At 64.1% G+C, this 20,660-nt stretch carries 19 protein-coding genes; 9 read left to right on the top strand and 10 right to left on the bottom strand.

Annotation, left to right across the window (positions count from 1 at the left end):
- Positions 1 to 166: 166 nt before the first annotated feature.
- From ptsP to FB597_RS15500, 8 genes are all read right to left on the bottom strand, one after another.
- Positions 167 to 1,957, bottom strand: a complete 1,791-nt coding sequence (gene ptsP, locus FB597_RS15535) for a phosphoenolpyruvate--protein phosphotransferase (RefSeq protein WP_144770022.1) — start codon at positions 1,955 to 1,957, stop codon at positions 167 to 169.
- 229 nt (positions 1,958 to 2,186) lie between these two features.
- Positions 2,187 to 2,456 carry an HPr family phosphocarrier protein gene (locus tag FB597_RS15530; protein WP_144770021.1) on the bottom strand — a complete coding sequence of 90 codons (270 nt, stop codon included), beginning with the start codon at positions 2,454 to 2,456 and terminating at the stop codon, positions 2,187 to 2,189.
- Positions 2,457 to 2,509: 53 nt separating this feature from the next.
- Positions 2,510 to 2,920: a PTS sugar transporter subunit IIA gene (locus tag FB597_RS15525; RefSeq protein WP_183405891.1), complete on the bottom strand. Its 411-nt coding sequence runs from the start codon at positions 2,918 to 2,920 to the stop codon at positions 2,510 to 2,512.
- Between the two features lie 66 nt (positions 2,921 to 2,986).
- Positions 2,987 to 3,931 (bottom strand): glutathione synthase, encoded by a 945-nt coding sequence (gene gshB / locus FB597_RS15520; protein ID WP_144770020.1) that lies wholly within the window; start codon positions 3,929 to 3,931, stop codon positions 2,987 to 2,989.
- A 57-nt stretch (positions 3,932 to 3,988) separates the two neighbouring features.
- Positions 3,989 to 5,287 (bottom strand): glutamate--cysteine ligase, encoded by a 1,299-nt coding sequence (gshA, locus tag FB597_RS15515; protein ID WP_141917735.1) that lies wholly within the window; start codon positions 5,285 to 5,287, stop codon positions 3,989 to 3,991.
- A gap of 311 nt (positions 5,288 to 5,598) precedes the next feature.
- Positions 5,599 to 7,128 (bottom strand): ammonium transporter, encoded by a 1,530-nt coding sequence (locus FB597_RS15510; RefSeq protein ID WP_141917733.1) that lies wholly within the window; start codon positions 7,126 to 7,128, stop codon positions 5,599 to 5,601.
- Between the two features lie 17 nt (positions 7,129 to 7,145).
- Positions 7,146 to 7,484, bottom strand: a complete 339-nt coding sequence (locus tag FB597_RS15505; RefSeq protein WP_006713297.1) for a P-II family nitrogen regulator — start codon at positions 7,482 to 7,484, stop codon at positions 7,146 to 7,148.
- Between the two features lie 12 nt (positions 7,485 to 7,496).
- Complete coding sequence (locus tag FB597_RS15500; RefSeq protein ID WP_141917730.1) at positions 7,497 to 8,279, bottom strand: TorF family putative porin; 783 nt, start codon at positions 8,277 to 8,279, stop codon at positions 7,497 to 7,499.
- A 433-nt stretch (positions 8,280 to 8,712) separates the two neighbouring features.
- On the opposite strand from FB597_RS15500, the gene FB597_RS15495 reads away from it, so the two are divergent.
- Both FB597_RS15495 and FB597_RS15490 read left to right on the top strand, forming a co-directional pair.
- Entirely contained in the window at positions 8,713 to 8,958 is a 246-nt protein-coding gene (locus FB597_RS15495) for an accessory factor UbiK family protein (protein WP_144770019.1), read from the top strand.
- A gap of 73 nt (positions 8,959 to 9,031) precedes the next feature.
- A complete protein-coding gene (locus tag FB597_RS15490; RefSeq protein ID WP_144770018.1) occupies positions 9,032 to 10,558 on the top strand; it encodes a YifB family Mg chelatase-like AAA ATPase in 1,527 nt (508 codons plus the stop codon).
- A 42-nt stretch (positions 10,559 to 10,600) separates the two neighbouring features.
- Here FB597_RS15490 and FB597_RS15485 read toward each other — a convergent pair whose 3' ends face one another.
- Positions 10,601 to 12,607, bottom strand: coding sequence for an OPT family oligopeptide transporter (locus FB597_RS15485; RefSeq protein ID WP_144770017.1), 2,007 nt, complete (start codon positions 12,605 to 12,607; stop codon positions 10,601 to 10,603).
- Positions 12,608 to 12,776: 169 nt separating this feature from the next.
- Between FB597_RS15485 and FB597_RS15480 the strand changes: the two genes are divergently transcribed.
- From FB597_RS15480 to FB597_RS15470, 3 genes are all read left to right on the top strand, one after another.
- The gene (locus tag FB597_RS15480) at positions 12,777 to 13,196 is read left to right on the top strand and encodes a hypothetical protein (RefSeq protein ID WP_144770016.1); all 420 of its coding nucleotides are present in this window, start codon (positions 12,777 to 12,779) and stop codon (positions 13,194 to 13,196) included.
- Positions 13,196 to 13,726 (top strand): hypothetical protein, encoded by a 531-nt coding sequence (locus tag FB597_RS15475; protein WP_144770015.1) that lies wholly within the window; start codon positions 13,196 to 13,198, stop codon positions 13,724 to 13,726. Before FB597_RS15480 ends, FB597_RS15475 begins: the two co-directional genes overlap by 1 nt.
- 197 nt (positions 13,727 to 13,923) lie before the next feature.
- On the top strand, positions 13,924 to 14,268 hold the full coding sequence (locus FB597_RS15470) for a DUF1840 domain-containing protein (RefSeq protein WP_141917714.1): 345 nt from the start codon (positions 13,924 to 13,926) through the stop codon (positions 14,266 to 14,268).
- A gap of 118 nt (positions 14,269 to 14,386) precedes the next feature.
- Here FB597_RS15470 and FB597_RS15465 read toward each other — a convergent pair whose 3' ends face one another.
- Positions 14,387 to 15,592 carry an MFS transporter gene (locus tag FB597_RS15465; RefSeq protein ID WP_144770014.1) on the bottom strand — a complete coding sequence of 402 codons (1,206 nt, stop codon included), beginning with the start codon at positions 15,590 to 15,592 and terminating at the stop codon, positions 14,387 to 14,389.
- Between the two features lie 159 nt (positions 15,593 to 15,751).
- Between FB597_RS15465 and FB597_RS15460 the strand changes: the two genes are divergently transcribed.
- The 4 genes from FB597_RS15460 (at position 15,752) to FB597_RS15445 (ending at position 20,652) form a co-directional block, all read left to right on the top strand.
- Positions 15,752 to 16,390: a LysE family translocator gene (locus FB597_RS15460; RefSeq protein WP_144770013.1), complete on the top strand. Its 639-nt coding sequence runs from the start codon at positions 15,752 to 15,754 to the stop codon at positions 16,388 to 16,390.
- A gap of 1 nt (position 16,391) precedes the next feature.
- Positions 16,392 to 17,711: a 16S rRNA (cytosine(967)-C(5))-methyltransferase RsmB gene (gene rsmB, locus FB597_RS15455; protein WP_144770012.1), complete on the top strand. Its 1,320-nt coding sequence runs from the start codon at positions 16,392 to 16,394 to the stop codon at positions 17,709 to 17,711.
- Between the two features lie 137 nt (positions 17,712 to 17,848).
- Positions 17,849 to 18,367, top strand: a complete 519-nt coding sequence (locus tag FB597_RS15450) for a DUF4390 domain-containing protein (RefSeq protein WP_141917907.1) — start codon at positions 17,849 to 17,851, stop codon at positions 18,365 to 18,367.
- Entirely contained in the window at positions 18,364 to 20,652 is a 2,289-nt protein-coding gene (locus FB597_RS15445; protein WP_144770011.1) for an ATP-binding protein, read from the top strand. Before FB597_RS15450 ends, FB597_RS15445 begins: the two co-directional genes overlap by 4 nt.
- The last annotated feature ends 8 nt before the right edge of the window (positions 20,653 to 20,660 follow it).

Raw genomic sequence — 20,660 nt, 5'->3', positions numbered from 1 at the left:
TGGGAACAATCTCCCGGCGCCCGCAAGCTGAGGTTGGTTAAACCATTCAAATCGGCGCAGTGGCGTAAGAATACCCAAGTCGGGCAGGCGCGTCAAACCGGCGCACTGCGCCGGAAATAAACAAGGCCGCCCGCAGGCGGCCTTGCCGAACGCGCCGGATGGTCGATCAACGGCGGCGCGCGGTCTTGGCTTCGCGGATCTCGGGTTCGGCCGACAACGCCTGCAGCTGCGTCATGGCCGAAGTGATCGCGGCCGGTTCGGTGGCGCGGATGACCTTCTTGACTTGCGGTTCCAGCAAGCGCAAGTCGCTGTTGAGGATCTCGTTCTTCACCGACAGCAGTTGCGAGGGATGCATGGAAAACTCCAGCAAACCCATACCCAGCAACAGGCGCGTCCACTTGACGTCGCCCGCCATTTCGCCGCACACCGAAACCGGGATGCCGGCCTTGCGGCCCTGCGCGATCACCGTGGAGAGCAGGAACAGCACCGCCGGATGCAGCGGATCGTAGAGATGCGCCACTTCATGGTCGACGCGGTCGATCGCCAGCGTGTACTGGATCAGGTCGTTGGTGCCGATCGACAGGAAGTCGAGGCGCTTGACGAACATCGGCAAAGCCAGCGCGGCAGCGGGAATCTCGATCATGGCGCCGACCGGGATGTCCTCGTCGAACTTCTGCTTGCGCTCGCGCAGTTGCTGCTTGGCCTGTTCGATCATGCCCAGCGACTGGTCGATCTCGAAGGCATGCGCCATCATCGGAATCAGCAGCTTGATCGGACCGAAAGCCGACGCACGCAGGATCGCGCGCAACTGCGTGAGGAACATCTGCGGCTCGGACAGGCAATAGCGGATCGCGCGCAAGCCCAATGCCGGGTTGAGCGCGGTCTGCTCGTCCTCGTCCAGCGGTTTGTCGGCGCCCACGTCCAGCGTGCGGATCGTCACCGGCCGCCCCTTCATGGCGATGACCGCCTGCCTGTAGGACTCGAACTGCTCGTCCTCGGACGGGAATTTTTCCAGATAGCCGGCGCGCCCCATGAACATGAATTCGGAACGGAACAGGCCGATGCCCATCGCGCCGGCCTCCCATGCCGTTGCGGCGTCGGCGGGAAGCTCGATGTTTGCCAGCAAGGCAATCGGCTCGCCGTCCTGGGTGATGGCCGGCGTCTTCTTCAGCCGCATCAGCTTCTTGCGCTCGCGCAGCATGCGCTCCTGGCGCGCACGGTACTGCGCCAGCACCAGCGGCGACGGGTCGACGATCACCACGCCGGCATCGCCGTCGATGATCAGCAGGTCATCGTGCTTGACCAGCACCGAAGCGTTGTGCATGCCGACGGCGGCCGGGATGTCCAGGCTGCGCGCGACAATGGCGGTGTGCGAGTTGGGGCCGCCGAGGTCGGTCACGAAACCGGCGAAGGCGCCGTCGCGGAACTGCAGCATGTCGGCCGGCGAGATGTCGTGCGCCACCACGATGATGTTGGGCGCGGTATCGCCGTCGGTGGGCGGCAAGTGGATGGCGCTGCCGGTAAGCACTTTCAGGATCCGTTCGCCGACCTGCTGGATATCGGCCTTGCGCTCGCGCAGGTAGGGGTCTTCGATCTCGTCGAATTGCGCCGAGAGTTCGTCGATCTGCGTCACCAACGCCCATTCGGCGTTGTAGTAGCGGTGGCGGATGATGTTCTGCGGCACCTCCAGCAGCATCGGGTCCGACAGGATCAGCGAGTGCACGTCGATGAACGCGCCGAGCTCGGCCGGCGCGTCCTTGGGCAACTCGCTGCGAATGGTGTGCAGTTCCTGGTGCACCGCCTTGATCGCGCTCTTCAAGCGTTCGACCTCGGCCTCGACCTGTTCGTCGGCGATCAGGTAATGCTGGACGTCCAGCGCGGCCGGCGCCAGCAGATGCGCGCGTCCGATGGCGATGCCTTGCGACACCGCGATTCCATGTAAGCTGAATGATGCCATCGCGTTATCTCCTGCTTCGTTTTTTATATTCCGCCGTATTGTCGTTCGCGGTAGCCTGAAGAAAGTTACCGAACAAACTACGGTTTGGCAATCACGGCCATCGAAAGGATGAACGAGGCCAGGCGGAGAACAGGAAAACGGACAACCTTGTCGAACCGGATATCAGTGCAGGCGCCAGCGCTGCTGCGGCGCAGCGCAAGACTGCGGACAACGCCTGCTGCGATGGCGCTTACTGGCCTTCGCCGAATTTGTCGTTGATCAGCGCCTCCAGCGCGGCCAGGCATTCCTGCTCGTCCTCGCCGTTGGTTTCCAGCGTAATCACACTGCCCTTGCCGGCGGCCAGCATCATGACGCCCATGATGGACTTGGCATTGATGCGGCGCTTGTTGAAGGCCATCCACACTTCGCATTTGTACTTGCTGGCAAGCTGGGTGAATTTGGCGGAGGCACGCGCATGCAAGCCAAGTTTATTGACGATTTCGAGTTCTTTTTGAATCATTTGTCAGCTTTCGTTTTTATGGTCCTGCGTCCGCTGCGCGGCATGCGCCGGCATCAGGCCGAGGTCGCCACGCGGATACGGTTATCCACCCGCACCGCGCCATTCTGCCCTCCCGCCAGGGCCATTTCGACCACCACGTCGAGCGTATCGTTGCGGTAAGTCAAGGCGCGCAGCAGCATGGGCAAGCTGATGCCCGCAATCACCGAGACGTTTTCCAGGCCGCACAAGAAGCCCGTACAGTTGGACGGCGTGCCGCCCATCACATCGGTGATCACCAATACGCCGCTGCCGTCATCGAGGCGCTTGACCGCCTCGATCGCCAGGTTTTGCACTTCGGCCGGGTTCTGGTCGGCGATCACGTCGATCGCTTCCACCCGCTCGGGCTTGCCGCGGAATACGTGGGTCGCTGCGTCCAGAAAAGCTTGCCCCAGCGGGGCGTGCGTCACAAGAAGAATACCAACCATGGAATTGTTGCCATCGAATGCGACGCGCTTTTCTCCGAGCAGCCCGTCATGCTCCATCGTCCCCATTTAACCTCCGACTGCCGTTTCCAGCGCATCGACGAACATCGCCGCCACATCGAAACCGGTCTGCTGGGTAATTTCCTGGAAGCAGGTCGGACTGGTCACGTTGATTTCCGTCAAATAGTCGCCGATTACATCCAATCCTACCAGCAACAGTCCGCGCTGATACAGGATGGGCGACAGCGCCTCGCCGATTTCCAGGTCGCGCGCCGATGCCGGCTGCGCCACCCCCAGGCCGCCTGCGGCCAGGTTGCCGCGCACTTCGCTGCCTTGCGGGATGCGCGCCAGCACATTGGGCACCACCTTGCCGCCGATCAGCAAAATACGCTTGTCGCCTGCGCTGATCTGAGCAATGAAACGCTGCGCCATGATCGTACGTTGACCGTTGTCGGTCAGCGTCTCGATGATCGAGCCCAGGTTCATCGCATCGGCCTTGACGCGGAAGATGCCCATGCCGCCCATGCCGTCCAGCGGCTTGAGGATCACGTCCTGGTGCTCGGCGTGGAAGTCGCGCAGGCGCTTGGCGTCGCGCGTGACCAGCGTAGGCGCGGTGTATTGCGGAAACTGGGCGATCGCCAGTTTCTCGTTATGGCTGCGGATCGCCTCGGGCTTGTTGAACACGCGCGCGCCTTGCTTTTCGGCCAATTCGAGCAGGTAGGTCGTGTAGATATATTCCATGTCGAACGGCGGATCCTTGCGCACCACCACCGCATCGAACTCCGACAGGAACACCGACGCCGGCTTGTCGGCACGATACCAATCCTCGGCCTCGCCGGTCAGCGCAATCCTGGCGGCGCTGGCGGTCACCAGGCCGCTCTCCAGCACCAGGTCGCCCTGCTCGAAGGCGTAGATCGCATGGCCGCGGCGAGCAGCCTCGCGCATCATGGCGAAAGTGGAATCCTTGTACGTCTTGAACGTATCGAGCGGATCGGCGAGAAAAGCGATTTTCATATTGCTGGCGTCCTGTTGGGCTTGGCTGGATCGTACGAATGTGCGTGGCGATGCCGCTCAATATACTTCCGGGTTGGGATCGGTCTTTTCCATTTCCAGCGAGGCCGCCAGCAGCGCCAGCCGCGCCACCACGCCATACATATAGAAACGGTTGGGGGCGGTGGTGCCTGGCTTGGCATGCATGTCCGGCAAGGCATGCTGCTGGGCGAAGGCCAGCGGCACGAAATGCGCGCCGGGGGCGTTCAGGTTCTCATTGACGCCGCGGTCGGCATGCACGCGGTAGAAACCGCCCACCACATAGCGGTCGATCATGTAGACCACCGGCTCGGCCACCGCTTCATTGATGCGCTCGAAGGAATGCACGCCTTCCTGGATGATCACTTCGGACACTTCCAGGCCTTCCTTGCCCACCAGCATTTTGGTGCGCTGCTTGCGGTTGAGGTCCTTGACCTCGCTGGCGTCCTTGACGGCGATGATGCCCATGCCATAGGTGCCGGCATTGGCCTTGATGAAGACGAAGGGCTGTTCCTTGATGCCGTATTCCTTGTACTTCTTGCGGATCTTCGACAACAGGCTCGATACGCTGTCGGCCAGCGCATCGGTGCCGGTGTTTTCCTGGAAATCGATGTCGCCGCACTTGGCGAACAAGGGGTTGAGCATCCAGGGGTCGACCTCGACCATCTTGGCGAATTTCTTGACCACCTCATCGTAGGCGGCGAAGTGGTTGCTCTTGCGGCGCATGGCCCAGCCGGCATGCAGCGGCGGCAGCACGCTTTGCTCATGCAAGCCTTCCAGCACCGAGGGAATGCCGATCGACAGGTCATTGTTGAGCAGCACGGTACAGGGATCGAAGTTCTTCAACCCCAAGCGGCGGCCGTTGGCCGAACGTTCCAGCGGCTCCAGCGTGATGCTGGTGCCGTCCGGCAAGGCGATTTCCTTGGGCTTGGCAATCTCCGGCGCCAGCGTACCCAGGCGCACATTGAGCCCGGTCTGGCGGAAGATCTGCATCAGCCGGGCGATGTTTTGCAGATAGAAGGTATTGCCGGTATGGCTTTCCGGGATCAGCAACAGGTTGCGTGCGTCGGGGCAATATTTTTCGATCGCCGCCATCGCCGCCTGCACGGCCAGCGGCAGCATTTCCGGCGACAGGTTGTTGAAGCCGCCCGGAAACAGGTTGGTGTCCACCGGCGCCAGCTTGAAACCGGCGTTGCGCAGGTCGACCGAGCAATAGAAGGGCGGCGTGTGCTCTTGCCACTCCATGCGGAACCAGCGTTCGATGGCCGGCGTGGCGCCCAGGATTTTCTTCTCCAGCTCCAACAAAGGGCCATTCAGAGCGGTGACAAGATGCGGGACCATATAAGACCTTAACGATTTGTAAATGCCGGCAGCAAATGCTGATTTTAGCGGATTCCTGAAGTCGTGTTGCGACGCCGCAGGATGGCCTTGCCAGATCGCCATCCTTCGTTGCGGGAAACCATTTGCCTCGATCGCCTCGCTGCGCAGCGGAGGTTCTGGTTGTCTACATGGCGGCCATTGGGCTCTTTTTAAAGAGCCCGAGTCAAATACTCGGGAATTGTATTTGCCGAAAAACAATAAAAAAGGCGCTCCGGAGAGCGCCCTTGAAAGGGACCGTTGCCGGCCCCGAAGGAATACAACTTGAATTCGACTTAGTGGTAGGCCGACTCGCCGTGGCTGGAGATGTCCAGACCTTCGCGCTCTTCCTCTTCGGTCACGCGCAGGCCGATCACCACGTCGACGATCTTGTAGGCGATGAAAGACACCACGCCGGACAGGATCAGGGTAGTCAGCACGCCCTGGAACTGGATCCAGACCTGGCCGCTGATCGAGTAGTCCGGGGACACCGCGTTGGCAACGTAGTCATAGATGCCGGTGCCGCCCAGGCTCGGCGCTGCGAACACGCCGGTCAGGATGGCGCCCAGGATGCCGCCCACGCCGTGCACGCCGAACACATCCAGCGCATCGTCGGAACCCAGCAGCTTCTTGAGGCCGGTGACGCCCCACAGGCACAGCAGGCCGGCGACCAGGCCCAACACCACGGCGCCGATCACGCCCACGAAACCGGCGGCCGGCGTAACGGCCACCAGGCCGGCGACGGCGCCCGAGGCTGCACCCAGCATCGAAGGCTTGCCCTTGCCGATCCATTCGCCGAAGCTCCAGGACAGGACAGCGGCGGCCGTTGCCAGGATGGTGTTGATGAAGGCCAGCGCGGCGCCGCCGTTGGCTTCCAGGCCGGAACCCGCGTTGAAGCCGAACCAGCCGAACCACAGCAGCGAGGCGCCGACCATGGTCAGGGTCAGGCTATGCGGCTTGAAGGCTTCCTTGCCGAAACCGACGCGCTTGCCGATCACATAGGAACCGACCAGGCCCGCGACCGCAGCATTGATGTGCACCACGGTGCCGCCGGCATAGTCCAGCGCGCCCTTCTGGAACAGCCAGCCCGAGACGGCGGTCGCCTTTTCGGCGGCAGCGGCATCGGTGAAGGCGTCCGGACCGGGCCAGAACCAGACCATGTGTGCCATCGGCAGGTACGAGAAGGTGAACCACAGGATCGAGAACAGGATCACGGCGGAGAACTTCACGCGCTCGGCGAAGGAGCCGATGATCAGCGCCACGGTAATGGCCGCGAACGCGCCCTGGAAGGCCACGAACACCAGTTCGGGGATCACCACGCCCTTGCTGAAGGTGCCGGTGTTCGAGTCGCCGGTCAGGCCATGCAGGAACAGGCGATCGAAGCCGCCGAAGAACGCGCTGCCCTCGGTGAACGCGATGCTGTAGCCGTAGACGAACCACAAGATGTAGATCAGCGAGAAGATGACGAAGCACTGCATCAGCACCGACAGCATGTTCTTGCTGCGGACCAGGCCGCCATAGAACAGGCCCAGGCCGGGCAGGGTCATCAGGATCACGAACGCGGTGCAGACCAGCATCCATGCGGTGTCGCCCTTGTTGGGCACCGGCGCCGGCGCGGCGGCTGCAGCAGCCGGCGCGGCCGGAGCGGCAGCCGCAGGTGCGGCGTCAGCCTTGGGCGCTTCGGCGGCTGCGGCCGGAGCGGCAGCGGTCGCGGCGGCGGCTTCAGGCTTGGGCGCATCCTGCGCCTGGGCCGGGGCGGTAAATCCTACCGCCAACAGCAAAGCGCCAATTGCCAGGGCGCTGGAAAACATTTTTTTCATGCTCATTCGAATTCCCCTTTGTTTTACAGAGCGTCTTTGCCGGTTTCGCCGGTACGGATGCGGATCACATCCAGCAAATCCTGCACGAAGATCTTGCCGTCGCCGATCTTGCCGGTGCGGGCGGCCGTCTCGATGGCCTCCAGCGCGCGTTCGACGATAGCATCGTCCACTGCCGCTTCGATCTTGGTCTTGGGCAGGAAATCGACCACATACTCGGCGCCCCGGTACAGCTCGGTATGGCCTTTCTGGCGGCCGAAGCCCTTGACCTCGGTCACGGTGATGCCCTGCACCCCGATCGCGGAGAGGGCTTCACGCACCTCGTCCAGCTTGAAGGGTTTGATGATCGCTGTGATCAGTTTCATACGCACCTCTTGTTAGAAAGTTTTGCTGAGGGAAAAGACGACACCGTTCTTGCCAACGTTTTTGAGGCCGTCCGAAGCCGGGGTAGTCGCAAAGCCATCCGTCAGGTCGGTACCGACATAAGCCACACCCAAGGTGATGCCGGCCAGATCGTCGAACGTCTTGGACAGGCCGATCTTCCAGTCGGTGTAACTGGCCTGGCTGGGGTTGCCGCGCACATTCTGATGGCCGACATGCAGACCCAGCATGATGCCGTAGAAGGTTTCGATGTTGGCGCCCAGATCATAGTACTGGCTGTACTTGCTGTTGACCGCGCCGAACAGGTTGGTCAGCGATTGCGAATACTTGAAGTAGCCCGGACCGTAACCGATCTGGCCATACAGTTCGAAGGTGTTGGCGTTTTTCGCGATGTCCGCGTAATTGTTGCCCGGATAGTAGTAATACAGGCCGCCGACGTCATAGGTGAAACCGCCGCCGATGTCGCCGCGCTTGCCGCCGTAGATGTCCCATTCGACATCGCCCTTGCCGCCGCTGCCCTTGGCCATGTCGACGCCATCCTTGATCCACTTGATGTTGGTCAGCCAGGTGCCGGCATACAGGCCGGTCGGGTTATGGGTATAGTCTGCGCCGACTTGCAATGCCGGATCGAAGCGCGTCTGGGTCAGGCCACGATAGCGGTAATCGCTCACCACGGCGGCATTGAAGCTGAATTCGTTGTCTGGCTTGGCGTCTTCCGCGCGGGCCATGGTAGTAACAAACGATGCTGCGATGGCTGTTGCAAGAATCAGTTTCTTCATGACTTCCCTCTGGATTGTTGTTGAACAATAAAAATCGTTTCTTGTGTTTTGCCAAGGCCATGTAGCAGGAGCCGTGCCAAGTCCTTTCGGCACGGCGAACTCGGCTTTCCCAGAGAAAGAAGGCTTTCCTCCCGATTTTTTTGTAGATAAAGACCAAAATAGTGCGCACAAAGGACAAAAGCACAGTGTTGGTGCGATATTGGTTTCCTTTTGACAAACTTCTTCACTATCGGCAAACACTTTTTTGGTGCGCAGCGTTCGACAAGCCATGAGGATCACCAAGTCGGATCACTTTTCCCTTCAGGATGCTTTCACCGCCCGGCCAGGCATGTCTCCGCGATGGCGCTTGTCCGCGCATCCAGCGCCGACGGTTTATGCATGGCCAGGAAACGGCTAAACTTGACGCCACAACAACCTGCCAAGGAGATCCGTCATGGACAAGCCCCAATTCTTTGAAGACCTGCAATCCAAACTCAACAAGGCGATCGAAAACTCTCCGGCCAAGGACCTCGAAAAGAACGTCAAGGCCATGCTGAGCCAGGGTTTTGCCAAGCTGGACCTGGTCACGCGCGAGGAATTCGACGTCCAGGCCCAGGTGCTGGCCAAGACCCGCGCCCGCCTGGAAGCGCTGGAAGCGCGTGTTGCCGAGCTTGAAGCCCAGCAAAAACAAACCCTATGACGCCGACGACAGCCGCCCCTCCTTTTCCCTCGCCCGCCGCCATTCACCCCAAGGACTGCCCAGGTTCGCCGCGATGAGCCTGGCCGTCCTTCGCAGCCGCGCCCTGGCCGGCATGCGCGCCTCGCCGGTCACGGTCGAGGTGCACCTGGCCAATGGATTGCCTTCCTTCACCATCGTCGGCCTGCCCGAGGCTGAAGTAAAGGAAGCCAAGGATCGCGTACGCGCCGCGCTGCAAAACGCGCGCTTCGAGTTCCCGGCCCGCCGCATCACCGTCAACCTGGCCCCGGCCGACCTGCCCAAGGAATCCGGCCGCTTCGACCTGCCCATCGCGCTGGGCATCCTGGCCGCTTCCGGCCAAGTGCCGGGCGACAGCTTCGACCGATATGAATTCGCGGGAGAACTCTCGCTATCGGGCGAGCTGCGGCCGATCCGCGGCGCCCTGGCCATGACTTACGCCATGCACCACGCCGGCGGCGATGCCTCATCTCGGCGCGCCTTCATCTTGCCGGCTGCCAATGCCGATGAAGCCGCCCTGGTGATGGATGCCACCATCCTGCCGGCGCGCTCGTTGCTGGATGTCTGCGCGCATTTCTCCTCCCGCGACGAACAGCACCGGCTGGCGCGGCATCGCGCCGCCACCCACAACCCGCGCCCGGGCAACTGGCCCGATTTCAGCGACGTCAAAGGCCAGTTGCAGGCCAAGCGCGCGCTGGAAATCGCCGCCGCCGGCGGCCACAGCCTGCTGCTGGTTGGGCCGCCCGGCACCGGGAAATCGATGCTGGCGGCACGCTTTCCCGGGATCCTGCCGCCCATGAGCGATGAACAGGCGCTGGAAGCGGCCGCGGTCCAATCGCTGGGCGCCGGCTTCGACGTTTCACGCTGGAAGCAGCGCCCTTATCGCGCGCCGCATCACACCGCCTCGGCCGTGGCGCTGGTAGGCGGCGGCAGCACGCCGCGTCCGGGGGAGATTTCGCTGGCCCACCATGGGGTGTTGTTCCTCGACGAGCTGCCCGAGTACAGCCGGCATGTGCTGGAAGTCTTGCGCGAGCCGATGGAGTCCGGGAGCATCACCATTTCCCGCGCCGCGCGCCAGGCCGAGTTTCCGGCGCGCTTTCAGTTGCTGGCGGCGATGAACCCTTGCCCGTGCGGCTATTCCGGTCATGAGAGCGGCAAATGCCGCTGCACGCCGGATGCCATCGCGCGCTACCAGGGGCGCCTGTCCGGCCCGCTGCTCGACCGCATCGATCTGCAGGTATTGGTCGGCGCCCTGGCGCCGCACGAACTGGCGGCCGCAGCGGCAGGAGAACCTTCCAGCGCCATCGCCGCACGCACCGCGCTGGCGCTGGATCGGCAGCAACAGCGCCAGAACAAGCCCAACAGCCGGCTCGCGCCCCAGGAGATCGACCAACATTGCCGGCCGGAACAAGCCGGCGACGAGCTGCTGTACGCCGCCATGGCAAGGCTGAACTGGTCAGCCCGCGCCTATCACCGCGTGCTCAAGGTGGCCCGCACCATCGCCGACCTGGCGGGCGCGCCGCAAGTCCTGCAGCCGCACGTCGCGGAAGCCATCCAGTATCGGCGTGCGCTGAACAACAACTAGCACGCATTGCACCGCTGGCTCGGCAACGGAGCCTCCCGCCGATCAGCGCGCCGGCAACACGCGCCGCGCCACCGACCACAGGACCAGCAAGAAGGCCAGCAATCCCAGCCACTGCCCGATGCCGTCGAAAGCGCCGGCCGCCAACGCCAGCGGCGCATCCTTGCCTGTGAAGCCGATCAGCGCCGCCAGCAGCACCCCCACCAGGCTCTCGCCCACGATCAGCCCCGACGCCACCAGGATGCCGCGCTGGCGCGGCCGCTCCGCATAGTCGTCGAACTCCTGGCCAGCCGCGGCGGCGCGCTGCCGCAAGCGTCCATCGATGAGCCATCCCAGCACCGCACCGAAGAACAGCGCCATGCTCACCGTCGGCGGCAGATAGATGCCGATGCCGACCGCCAATACCGGCAGGCGCGCCACGCCGCCGCGGCGCGCCAGCAACCAGTCCGCCGCGATCAGGACGACGCCCAGCGCCACGCCGATCACCAGCATGGTCCAGTTCAGTTCGCGGGTGAAGATGCCGGTGGCGATGGCCGTCATCAGCGTGGCCTGCGGCGCCGCCAGGGCCTGCGCCGCATCCATGCCTTCGCGCGGCAGCGCGCCGGTGAAACCGTAGGCGTTATAGAGCAGGTTCAGCACCGGCGGGATGACGGCTGCGCCCACCGCGCAACCGACCAGCAGCGCCACCTGCTGGCGCCAGGGGGTGGCGCCGACCAGTTGGCCGGTCTTGAGGTCCTGCAGGTTGTCGTTGGCGATCGCCGCTACCGCGATGATGGCGGCGGTGACGAACAATGCGATGGCAATGGCCAGCTTGCCGCCCTGCGGCGTGGCCAGCAATGGGTCGACCGCGCCCGAGGCCAGCAGCAGCAAGGACACCAGAATCACCGCGACGATGCCGATGCCGGAAATCGGGCTGGAGGACGAACCGATCAGGCCCGCCATGTAGCCGCAGGCGGCCGCCACCAGGAACCCGAAGATGAAGGCGAACGCCACGGCATACGCGATCAGCCCGGCGAACAATGCCAACGACACCGGCGCCTCCGACAGGAACGAGGCAAACACCACCGCAAGCAGGGCGATCATGGCCAGGCTGATGGCAATGATCCAGGCCGGCGACATATCCTGGTCGGTCCGGTCGCCGCTGCCCTGCTCGCGCCGCGACAGGGTCGACAGCGATACCTTCACGCCCTCCAGCATCGGTTTGAACAGCGTCGCCAGCGTCCACACCGCCGACACCCCGATCATGCCCGCGCCCATGAAGCGCACCTGGCTGCTCCAGATGCCGCTGGCGAAAGCCGACACGGCGGTGCCGGCGTCGCGCGGCGTGACCGCGGTCAGGTAAGGCACGGCGATGCCCCAGGCGATCACCAGGCCGATCAGGATGGCGACGCCGGAGACGATACCGATCATGTAACCCGCCCCCACCAGCGCCAGCGAGAATCCCACCGGCAAGCGCAGCACCGACGCTCCGGCCGAGAACCACAGGTTCATGTTCTCGGCGAATACCTTCAAGCCGCTGGCCGCCAGGCTGAAACCCGCCGACAGCACGCCGCCGAACAGGATGTCGCGCAGGCCCCGCCGGGTCTGCTCGCCGCCCCCGGCGTCGGCGCTGCCCACGCGCAGGATCTCGGCCGCCGCCACGCCTTCGGGATACGGCAACCCGCTTTGCACCACCATCACGCGGCGCAGCGGGATCGAGAACATCACGCCCAGCATGCCGCCGGCGGCGCAGATGCCCAGCGTCTGCCAGAACGGAAAACCGTGCCAGTGCCCCATCATCACCAACCCGGGCAGGATGAAGATGATGGCCGACAGCGTGCCCGCGGCCGACGCCTGGGTCTGCACCATGTTGTTTTCAAGGATGTTGGCGCCGCTGAAAAAGCGCAGCACGGCCATCGAGATCACCGCGGCGGGAATCGCCGAAGAAAAGGTCAAGCCGACCTTGAGCCCGAGATAGACGTTCGATGCCGTAAACACCACCGTGATCAGCGCCCCCAGCACCATGCCGCGCAAGGTCAGTTCGGGCAGGCCGGTTCCGTTGTGATGATGCATGTCGCGCTCCCTTATCGGTTGGAATGGATTCTTATACCGCAAGAACCGGCCCGCCGCAGTCAGACAAATCTGATTTTTCACGGTGATCCATGCGCCCGATCCGGGGCCGCCAGAACAGCGATGGCGTTTTGCTATGATTCCCCTCCCAGCCATCACCTCATGCACAACCATGCGCAGCTCCCCCCTCGCGCAACGCGCCTGCGCGCTGCTTGCCTTTTCGCTATCGATCCTGCCCGCGCTGGCGCAGGACGATGTCAACAAGGCCCTCACCCCATATGCGTCCGATGTCAGGAAAGCGCTGGCGCCGCTACCGGGCGAGTCCACACGTCCCGGCCTGGACATCAACGACAGTGAAAGCGCCGCCTGCCGCGGCTTGCGTTTGCAGATCGAACGCGCTCGCAGCGCCCCTGCGCCGCAATACGACGTTTACCCCGAAGCGCCGCTGCGCGACGGCCGGCGCGACGCCAACGCCCCCATCCCGGGCGGCGCCACCACATCGACCTCACGCTCAACCTTCCTCAAACCCGGCGGCAACGACCATGGCCAACTCGGCCAACTGGAAACCCGCTACATCAATGAATGCCGCTGATGGGCAAACTGCGCAAAACAATTCTGCTGCCGGTATTGGCAGCCGCGATAGTGCTCGTCGCCTGCTCGCCCAAATACAACTGGCGTGAAAGCAGCGACAACGGCGCGCACTTCGTGGTACTGCTGCCCGGCAAACCCGCCAGCGCGACGCGCACGATCGATCTCGACGGCCCCAAGGTCGAGATGAGCATGATCGCCGCCGACATCGACGGCACCACCTTCGCTGTCGGCACCGCCGAACTGGCCGACAACGCCGCCGCCGACCGCGCGCTGGATGCGATGGGCGCCGCCCTGCTCAACAATATCGGCGGCAAGGCCACCGACAGGCCTCCCCTGCCGGGCCAGACGGCAGGCTTCTCGCGCACGCTGGAACTGGATGCGCAAGGCACGGCGCGCGGCCGCCCGCTGCGGCTGGTGGCGCGCCTGGCATCGAAGGACAGGCGCATCTACCAGGTACTGATCCTGGGCGAGCCCAAGGCCGTCACGGAAGAAAATATTGAAACCTTTTTCGCCTCTTTCAAACCAATATGACGCAAAACGGCGTGCATCCTGTCTGTCGGACAGGTAATGACAAAAGACCAAGCCGGGTAGTATTCTAGGAACCGATCCGGACAAGCACAGAAATGCCGGCGCAGTCCGCAGCGCATTTCCCGATGGCCCGGCGCTGGCTGGCAGCACGCCTGGCCACCCGATAAAAATCGTTTCAAATCAAAGACTTCAGAGGAAATATGCTGATCACATTCAAATCGAAAGCGGCCGCCGATGTGGTGATGTACGAGTCGCACGCAAAACCCATCCTGGACATGCTGCACAAGGACCTCGCCCGCGGCGTGATCACGGCGGCCGAATCCGGCGACGCCATCGCCCTGCTGGAAAAGCAGATCACCGCCAGCAAGGCGCATGAAGCGGCCGAAATGCTGGAGCGCGACGTCAACGCCCACCACAACGCCAATACCGATGACCACAACCACGAAAAGATCGAACCGGTAAGCTTCTCGGCGCGCGCCTACCCGCTGCTGGACATGCTGCGCGAAGCCAAGAAGGGCAATTACGACATCCTGTGGGGCGTCTGAGCTTGCGCCTTGCGTGACGATGCGCCGGCGGTTCGACCGGCGCAAAAAATAAAGCGGCTGTCGCAGTGGATGACTGCGACAGCCGCTTTATTTTTTGCCGCGGGATGTCCCGCCGGCGTTATTGCCGCCCGCGCAATTCGGTAAGGTAGTACAACAACGCCACCAACGGAAAGGCAAAGCCTACCCAGGCCACGCCCGTCCAGCCGGCCTGCGCATACATCCAGCCGCCCAATGCCGATCCAACCGCACCGCCGGCGAAGAAGGTGGCCATGAACAGGCCGTTCAGCCGGCTGCGGATCTCGCCGCCCAGCGCATAGATGGCGCGCTGGCTCAGCACCAGATTGGCCGATACCGCGAAGTCCAGCAGGATCGCCGCCAGCAGCAGCATGGCCAGCGAAAAATCGCGCTCGCCATGCATCAGCAATGGCAGCAGGAAAGACCCTGCACCGCACAGCAAGGCCACACCGGTGGCCGGGCGGCTCCAGCCGCGGTCGGCCATGCGTCCGGCCACCGGCGCGGCGATCACGCCGATCACGCCGGCGAAGGCGAACAGGGCGATCCCTTGTTGCGACAGGCCGAATGCGGGGCTGGCCAGCCATAGCGGCGAAGCGGTCCAGAACAGGCTGAACGACGCGAACAGCATGGCGTGGTAGAAGGCGCGGCGGCGCAATATCGGCGTGGTCTTCACCAGCGTCCACATCGACCCCAGCAGGGCGCCGTAGTGCATGCCGGCCGGCGGACGGCGCGGCGGCAGGTAACGCCCCAGCACCACGGTCAGCGACGCCACCAATACCGCCGACAGCCCAAAGATGGCATGCCATCCGGACAGATCGGCCACCAGGCTGGCCAGCGGACGGGCCAGCAAAATGCCAAGCAGCAGGCCGCTCATGACGCTGCCCACCGCTCGCCCACGCGTATGCGGCAGCGAGAAGTGGGCCGCATAGGGCACCAGCACCTGGGCGCCCACCGACGACAGGCCGATCACCAGCACCGATACCAGCAACTGCGCCGCGCTCTGGGCCAAGGCAGCCCCCACCAGACCGAGGCAGGTCGCCACCAATCCGGTCAGGACCAGTTTGCGGTTCTCGAACAGGTCGCCCATCGGCACGATGAACAGCAAGCCCAGACCGTAGCCGATCTGCGTGAGCGTCACGATCAGGCCGGCGGCGGCGGGCGAGATCCCGGTCGCGCGGCTGATCGGGCCGATCAGCGGTTGGGCGTAGTAGAGATTGGCGACGATGATGCCGCAGGCGGCGGCCAGCAGCATCACCATCCAGCGGGGAATATCCTGTTGCGGCGCGGTATCTGCCGTGGCGGCTTGCATATTGTTTTATTTCCTTGAGGTGTGGCGTCCGGGTTTCCGGGAGGCAGCCACTTTAGCCGAACTCGCACATTCTTGCCGGAGACCACTCCACCCGCTCCGATTCGCGGGCCGCCGCCGCACCCGCTACAATGCAGGTCTTCCGAATCCCCCCTGCGCGCCATGAATGCACTCGGCATCACCGACTTCAGCCTGTTCTGCCTGGCTGTTTTCCTGTTGAACCTCACGCCCGGGCCCGACACCGCCTACATCATCGGCCGCAGCGTGGCGCAAGGGCGCGCCGCCGGGGTAGTGTCGGCGCTGGGGATCTCCTTCGGTTGCTGTTTTCACACGCTGGCCTCGGCGTTTGGCCTGTCGGCGCTGCTGGCGGCCTCCGCCACCGCTTTCCTGGCAATCAAGCTGGCCGGCGGCCTTTACCTGATCTACCTCGGCATCAAACTGATTTGGCAAAAACAGACGGCCGGCGACACCGAAATCTCGCCTCCGGCGCCATTGTCCCTGCCCGCCGTTTTCTGGCAGGCCACCCTGACCAATGTGACCAATCCCAAGGTCATCCTGTTTTTCCTGTCCTTTTTCCCGCAATTCGTGGCCCGCGATGCGCCGCGCCAGACGCTGGCCTTCGTGGTGCTGGGCATGACGTTCATCACGCTGTCCACGCTCTGGAATAGCTTCACCGCGCTGGTCGCTGGTACACTGGCGGCCCGCGCCGGCCGCCGGCCACAGTTCAAACGCTGGGCCGAACGCATCGTCGGCGGCGCTTTCGTGGCCTTGGGCATCCGCCTGGCCCTCAGCAAGAGTTGACGTGATCCAAATTTCCCTTATTTCCCCTTCGGCCAAGGCCGACTCGCTGGCTTACCAGTTGGCCTACGCCGCCCAGGCCGTGGCCGGCGTGCGCGCCGGCACCGCGCTGCCGCAGGCGCTGGCCCAGGTTTTTACCCGCATCGGCAACCAGCCGCAGGCGCGCGGCGCGATCCAGGACATCAGCTACTGCGCCATGCGCCGTCTCGGCCTCACCGATGCCCTGCTGGCGCTGCTGGCCAACAAGCCGCCGCAGCCGGAGGTCTTGCGCGGCCTGCTCGATTGCGCGCTGGCGCTGCTGGTGGATGAAGACCAGGCCGGCTACGACAGCTTCACCGTGGTCGACCAGGCGGTCGAGGCGGCCGCCATCAGCCCCGACATGAGCTTCGCCAAGGGCGTGGTCAACGCCATCCTGCGCCGCTTCCTGCGCGAACGCGCCAACCTGATGCCGCAAGCCGTCAAGACCCCGCCCGGCACCTGGAATTACCCGACCTGGTGGATCGACCGCATCAAGGCTGCCTATCCCGAGGACTGGCAGCGCATCCTGCATGCCGGCAACCAGGCGCCGCCGCTGACGCTGCGCGTGAACCGCCGTCAAACCACGGTTGAACAATATCTCGCGGCGCTGGCCGCGGCCGGCATGCCCGGCCGCCAGGTCGGCCCGTCGGCGGTGCGCCTGGACAAGCCGGCGCCGGTGCAGCAGATCCCCGGCTTCGCCGAGGGCATGGCGTCGGTGCAGGATGCCGCCGCCCAGCTGGCCGCGCCGTTGCTGGACGTGGCCGACGGCATGCGCGTGCTGGACGCCTGCGCCGCCCCCGGCGGCAAGACCGGCCACCTGCTGGAACTGGCCGACCTCGAACTGGAAGCGCTGGACCACGATCCGCGCCGCCTGGCCCGCATCGACGAGAACCTGCAACGCCTGGGCCTGCGTGCCCGCCTCACCGCCGGCGACGCCCGCGAAGGCAACTGGTGGGACGGCCGGCCGTTCGATCGCATCCTGGCCGACGTGCCCTGTACCGCCTCGGGCATCGTGCGGCGCCACCCCGATATCCGCTGGCTGCGCCGCAAGACCGACACCGCGCAGCTTGCAACACTTTCTGCGCAAATTTTAGACAACCTTTGGCAGATGCTCGGGCCGGATGGTAAATTGCTGCTCGTGACATGCTCGCTGTGGCCGCAAGAATCGGAACAGCAGGCACTTGCCTTCGCGCAAAGAAACAATGCCATACGGCTGCCAGCCCCAGGCCAACTGTTGCCGACTGCCAGCGCAGAAACCGACCACGATGGCCTGTTTTACGCGCTGTTCCAAAAAACTGGTGCATGAATTTGACGCAATCGGCCCTTCCCCTCTTGAACTCGCAATGCGGCCCGCGCCAGGCCGGTGGCGGCGCCCGTCCGCAGTCGCCTGGTTCGTTCGGGCGCTGGCTGCGGCTGGCGCTGGCGGCACTGGCCGCGCTGCTGATGCTGTCGGCCGCGATCCCGGCGCGGGCCGCCGAAATCACCATCACGCAAGCCTCGATCGAACCCAGCGCCGAAGGTCACCGGCTGTCGCTGGCCTATTCGTTCGAATTGAACCGCGGCCTGGAAGATGCGCTCACGCGCGGCGTGCCGCTGTATTTCACGACCGAAGTGCAGATAACGCGCCGCCGCTGGTATTGGTTCGACGAGACCAACGTCTCGGCCACCCGCACCGTGCGCATCTCCTATAACGTCCTGACCCGCCAGTACCACACCGCCATCAGCGGCCAGCTGCAGCAAAGCTTTTCCAACCTGGAAGACGCCATGGCACTGATCCGCCGGCCGCCGCGCTGGATCGTCGCCGACAACGACACGCTCAAGTCCGGCGACACCTACAACGTGGGCGTGCGCATGCGGCTTGACGTGGCGCAGCTGCCCAAGCCGTTCCAGATCAACGCGCTCAACAACAGCGATTGGCGCCTGTCTTCCGACTGGATCGAATTCACCTACAAACCCGAATGAACCGCGCCTTACGCTATCTGCTGGTAGTCGGCGGGGGCGTCATCAGCATCCTGCTGTTCCTGCTGGCCTCGGCTTCCGAAAACTCCGCCCTGTTCGAGCAGCACTATCCGTGGCTGCTGTTCCTCAACGGCATGGTCGCGGTCTCGCTGCTGTGCCTGGTGCTGCTGCTGCTGACCCGCCTTTACAAGCGCTACCGGCGCGGCAAGTTCGGCTCCAAGCTGCTGGCGCGGCTGGTGCTGATGTTCGCGCTCATCGGCATCCTGCCGGGCGCGGTGATCTACCTGATGTCGGTGCAATTCGTGTCGCGCTCGATCGAATCCTGGTTCGACGTGCGCATGGAAGCGGCGCTGGAATCCGGCCTGAACCTGGGCCGCAACGCGCTCGACTCGTCGCTGTCGGACCTCTCCTCGCGCGCGCGCGGCATGGCGCAGGAGCTGTCGGACATGAGCGAGTCCGAGCAAGTGACCTATTTTTCGCGCCTGCGCGAGCAAAATAGCGAAATCACCATCGTCAACGGCAGCGGGCAAGTCATCAGCGCCGTCGGCGGCGCCATCGGTTCGCTCACGCCGGTGCTGCCCAGCGCCCAGGCGATGCGCCAGGCCCGCATCTCGCGCGGCTTCGCCGCGGTGGAAAGCGACGACTCGCGCCCGCCCAGCGGCGAATCCGATTCCGACGCCAACCTGCGGCTGCATGTGGTGGTGCTGATCCCGGGCTCCAGCAAGGGCTTGTCGCTGCAAAACGAGACCCGCTACCTGCAGATCCTGCAACCGGTGCCGGATTACCTGGCGAGCAACGCCGAAACCCTGCGCGTGGCCTATAGCGAATACCAGCAGCGTTCGGTGTCGCGCTCCGGCCTGCGCAAGATCTACCTGGTCACGCTCACGCTCACGCTGCTGCTGGCCATCTTCGGCGCCATCGCCAGCGCCTTCCTGATCGCCAGCGACCTGGCCAAGCCGCTGCTGCTGCTGGCCGAAGGCACCAAGGCGGTGGCCGAGGGCAACCTGTCGCCGCGGCCCATCGTCAGCACTTCCGACGAACTGGGCACGCTCACGCAATCGTTCAACACCATGACGCGCCAATTGCTGGAAGCGCGCACCTCGGTGGAAAAGAACCGCGCCGAGCTGGAAAACGCCAAGGCCTACCTGGAATCGGTGCTGGCCAACATGTCGGCCGGGGTGATCGTGCTGGACGGCCAGTTCAACATCGTCAGCAGCAACGACTCGGTGCCGCGCATCCTGGGCTACGATTTCTCGGGAGACATCGGCACCCCGCTGCAGACCATCGAAGGCCAGGCGCTGTTCGCCCAGGCCATCATCCGCGCCTTCTCCGAACAGCGCGCCCAGCAAAGCACCGAAACCCCGCACGACGCCCTGCACTGGCAGCGCCAGATCGAGCTGCCGCGCCAGCCGGGCGCCGCGTTCGATGGCGGCGACGACCAGGGCAACGCCGGCAAGCCGGACCAGGACAAGATCACGCTATTCGCGCGCGGCTCGCACCTGCCGGTGCAAAACGGCGTGGGCTACGTGGTGGTGTTCGACGACATCAGCAACGTGATCTCGGCCCAGCGCTCGATCGCCTGGGGCGAGGTGGCGCGCCGCCTGGCGCACGAGATCAAGAACCCGCTCACGCCAATCCAGCTCTCGGCCGAGCGCCTGCAGCACCGCCTGTCGGACAAGCTCATGCCCAACGACGCCGCGATCCTGGAAAAGGGCACCGCCACCATCGTCAACCAGGTCACTGCCATGAAGCGCATGGTCGACGACTTCCGCGACTACGCCAAGACGCCGCCGGCCAAACCGGCGGCGCTGGACCTGAACGCGCTGATCGAGGAAATCCTCAACCTCTACCTGGCCGGCGACGGCCGCGACGCCATCCATGCGCGCCTGGCGCCGGACATGGCCAAGGTCATGGGCGACGCCACCCAACTGCGCCAGGTCATCCATAACCTGCTGCAAAACGCGCAGGACGCGGTGGGCGACGACGGCCAGCAGGCGCCGCGCATCGACCTGGTCACCGAGCAGATCGAGATCGCCGGCGCCGACGGCGCGCGCCAGCCGGCGGTGCGGTTGTCCATCCTGGACAATGGCCCCGGCTTTTCGCCCAAGATCCTGGCGCGCGCCTTCGAACCCTACGTCACCTCCAAACCCAAGGGCACCGGCCTGGGGCTGGCCATGGTCAAGAAAATCGTCGAGGAACACGGCGGAAGAATCGATATCCAGAATCGCACCGACGGCAGGGGCGCAAAAATAGTAATTTTGCTGGTAAAGTTAGCACCTATTGATTAAGACTCAAG

The organism is Herbaspirillum sp. SJZ099, assembly GCF_007828355.1.
GTDB lineage: Bacteria > Pseudomonadota > Gammaproteobacteria > Burkholderiales > Burkholderiaceae_D > Herbaspirillum.
This window is presented reverse-complemented; position numbering and strand designations above follow the sequence as displayed.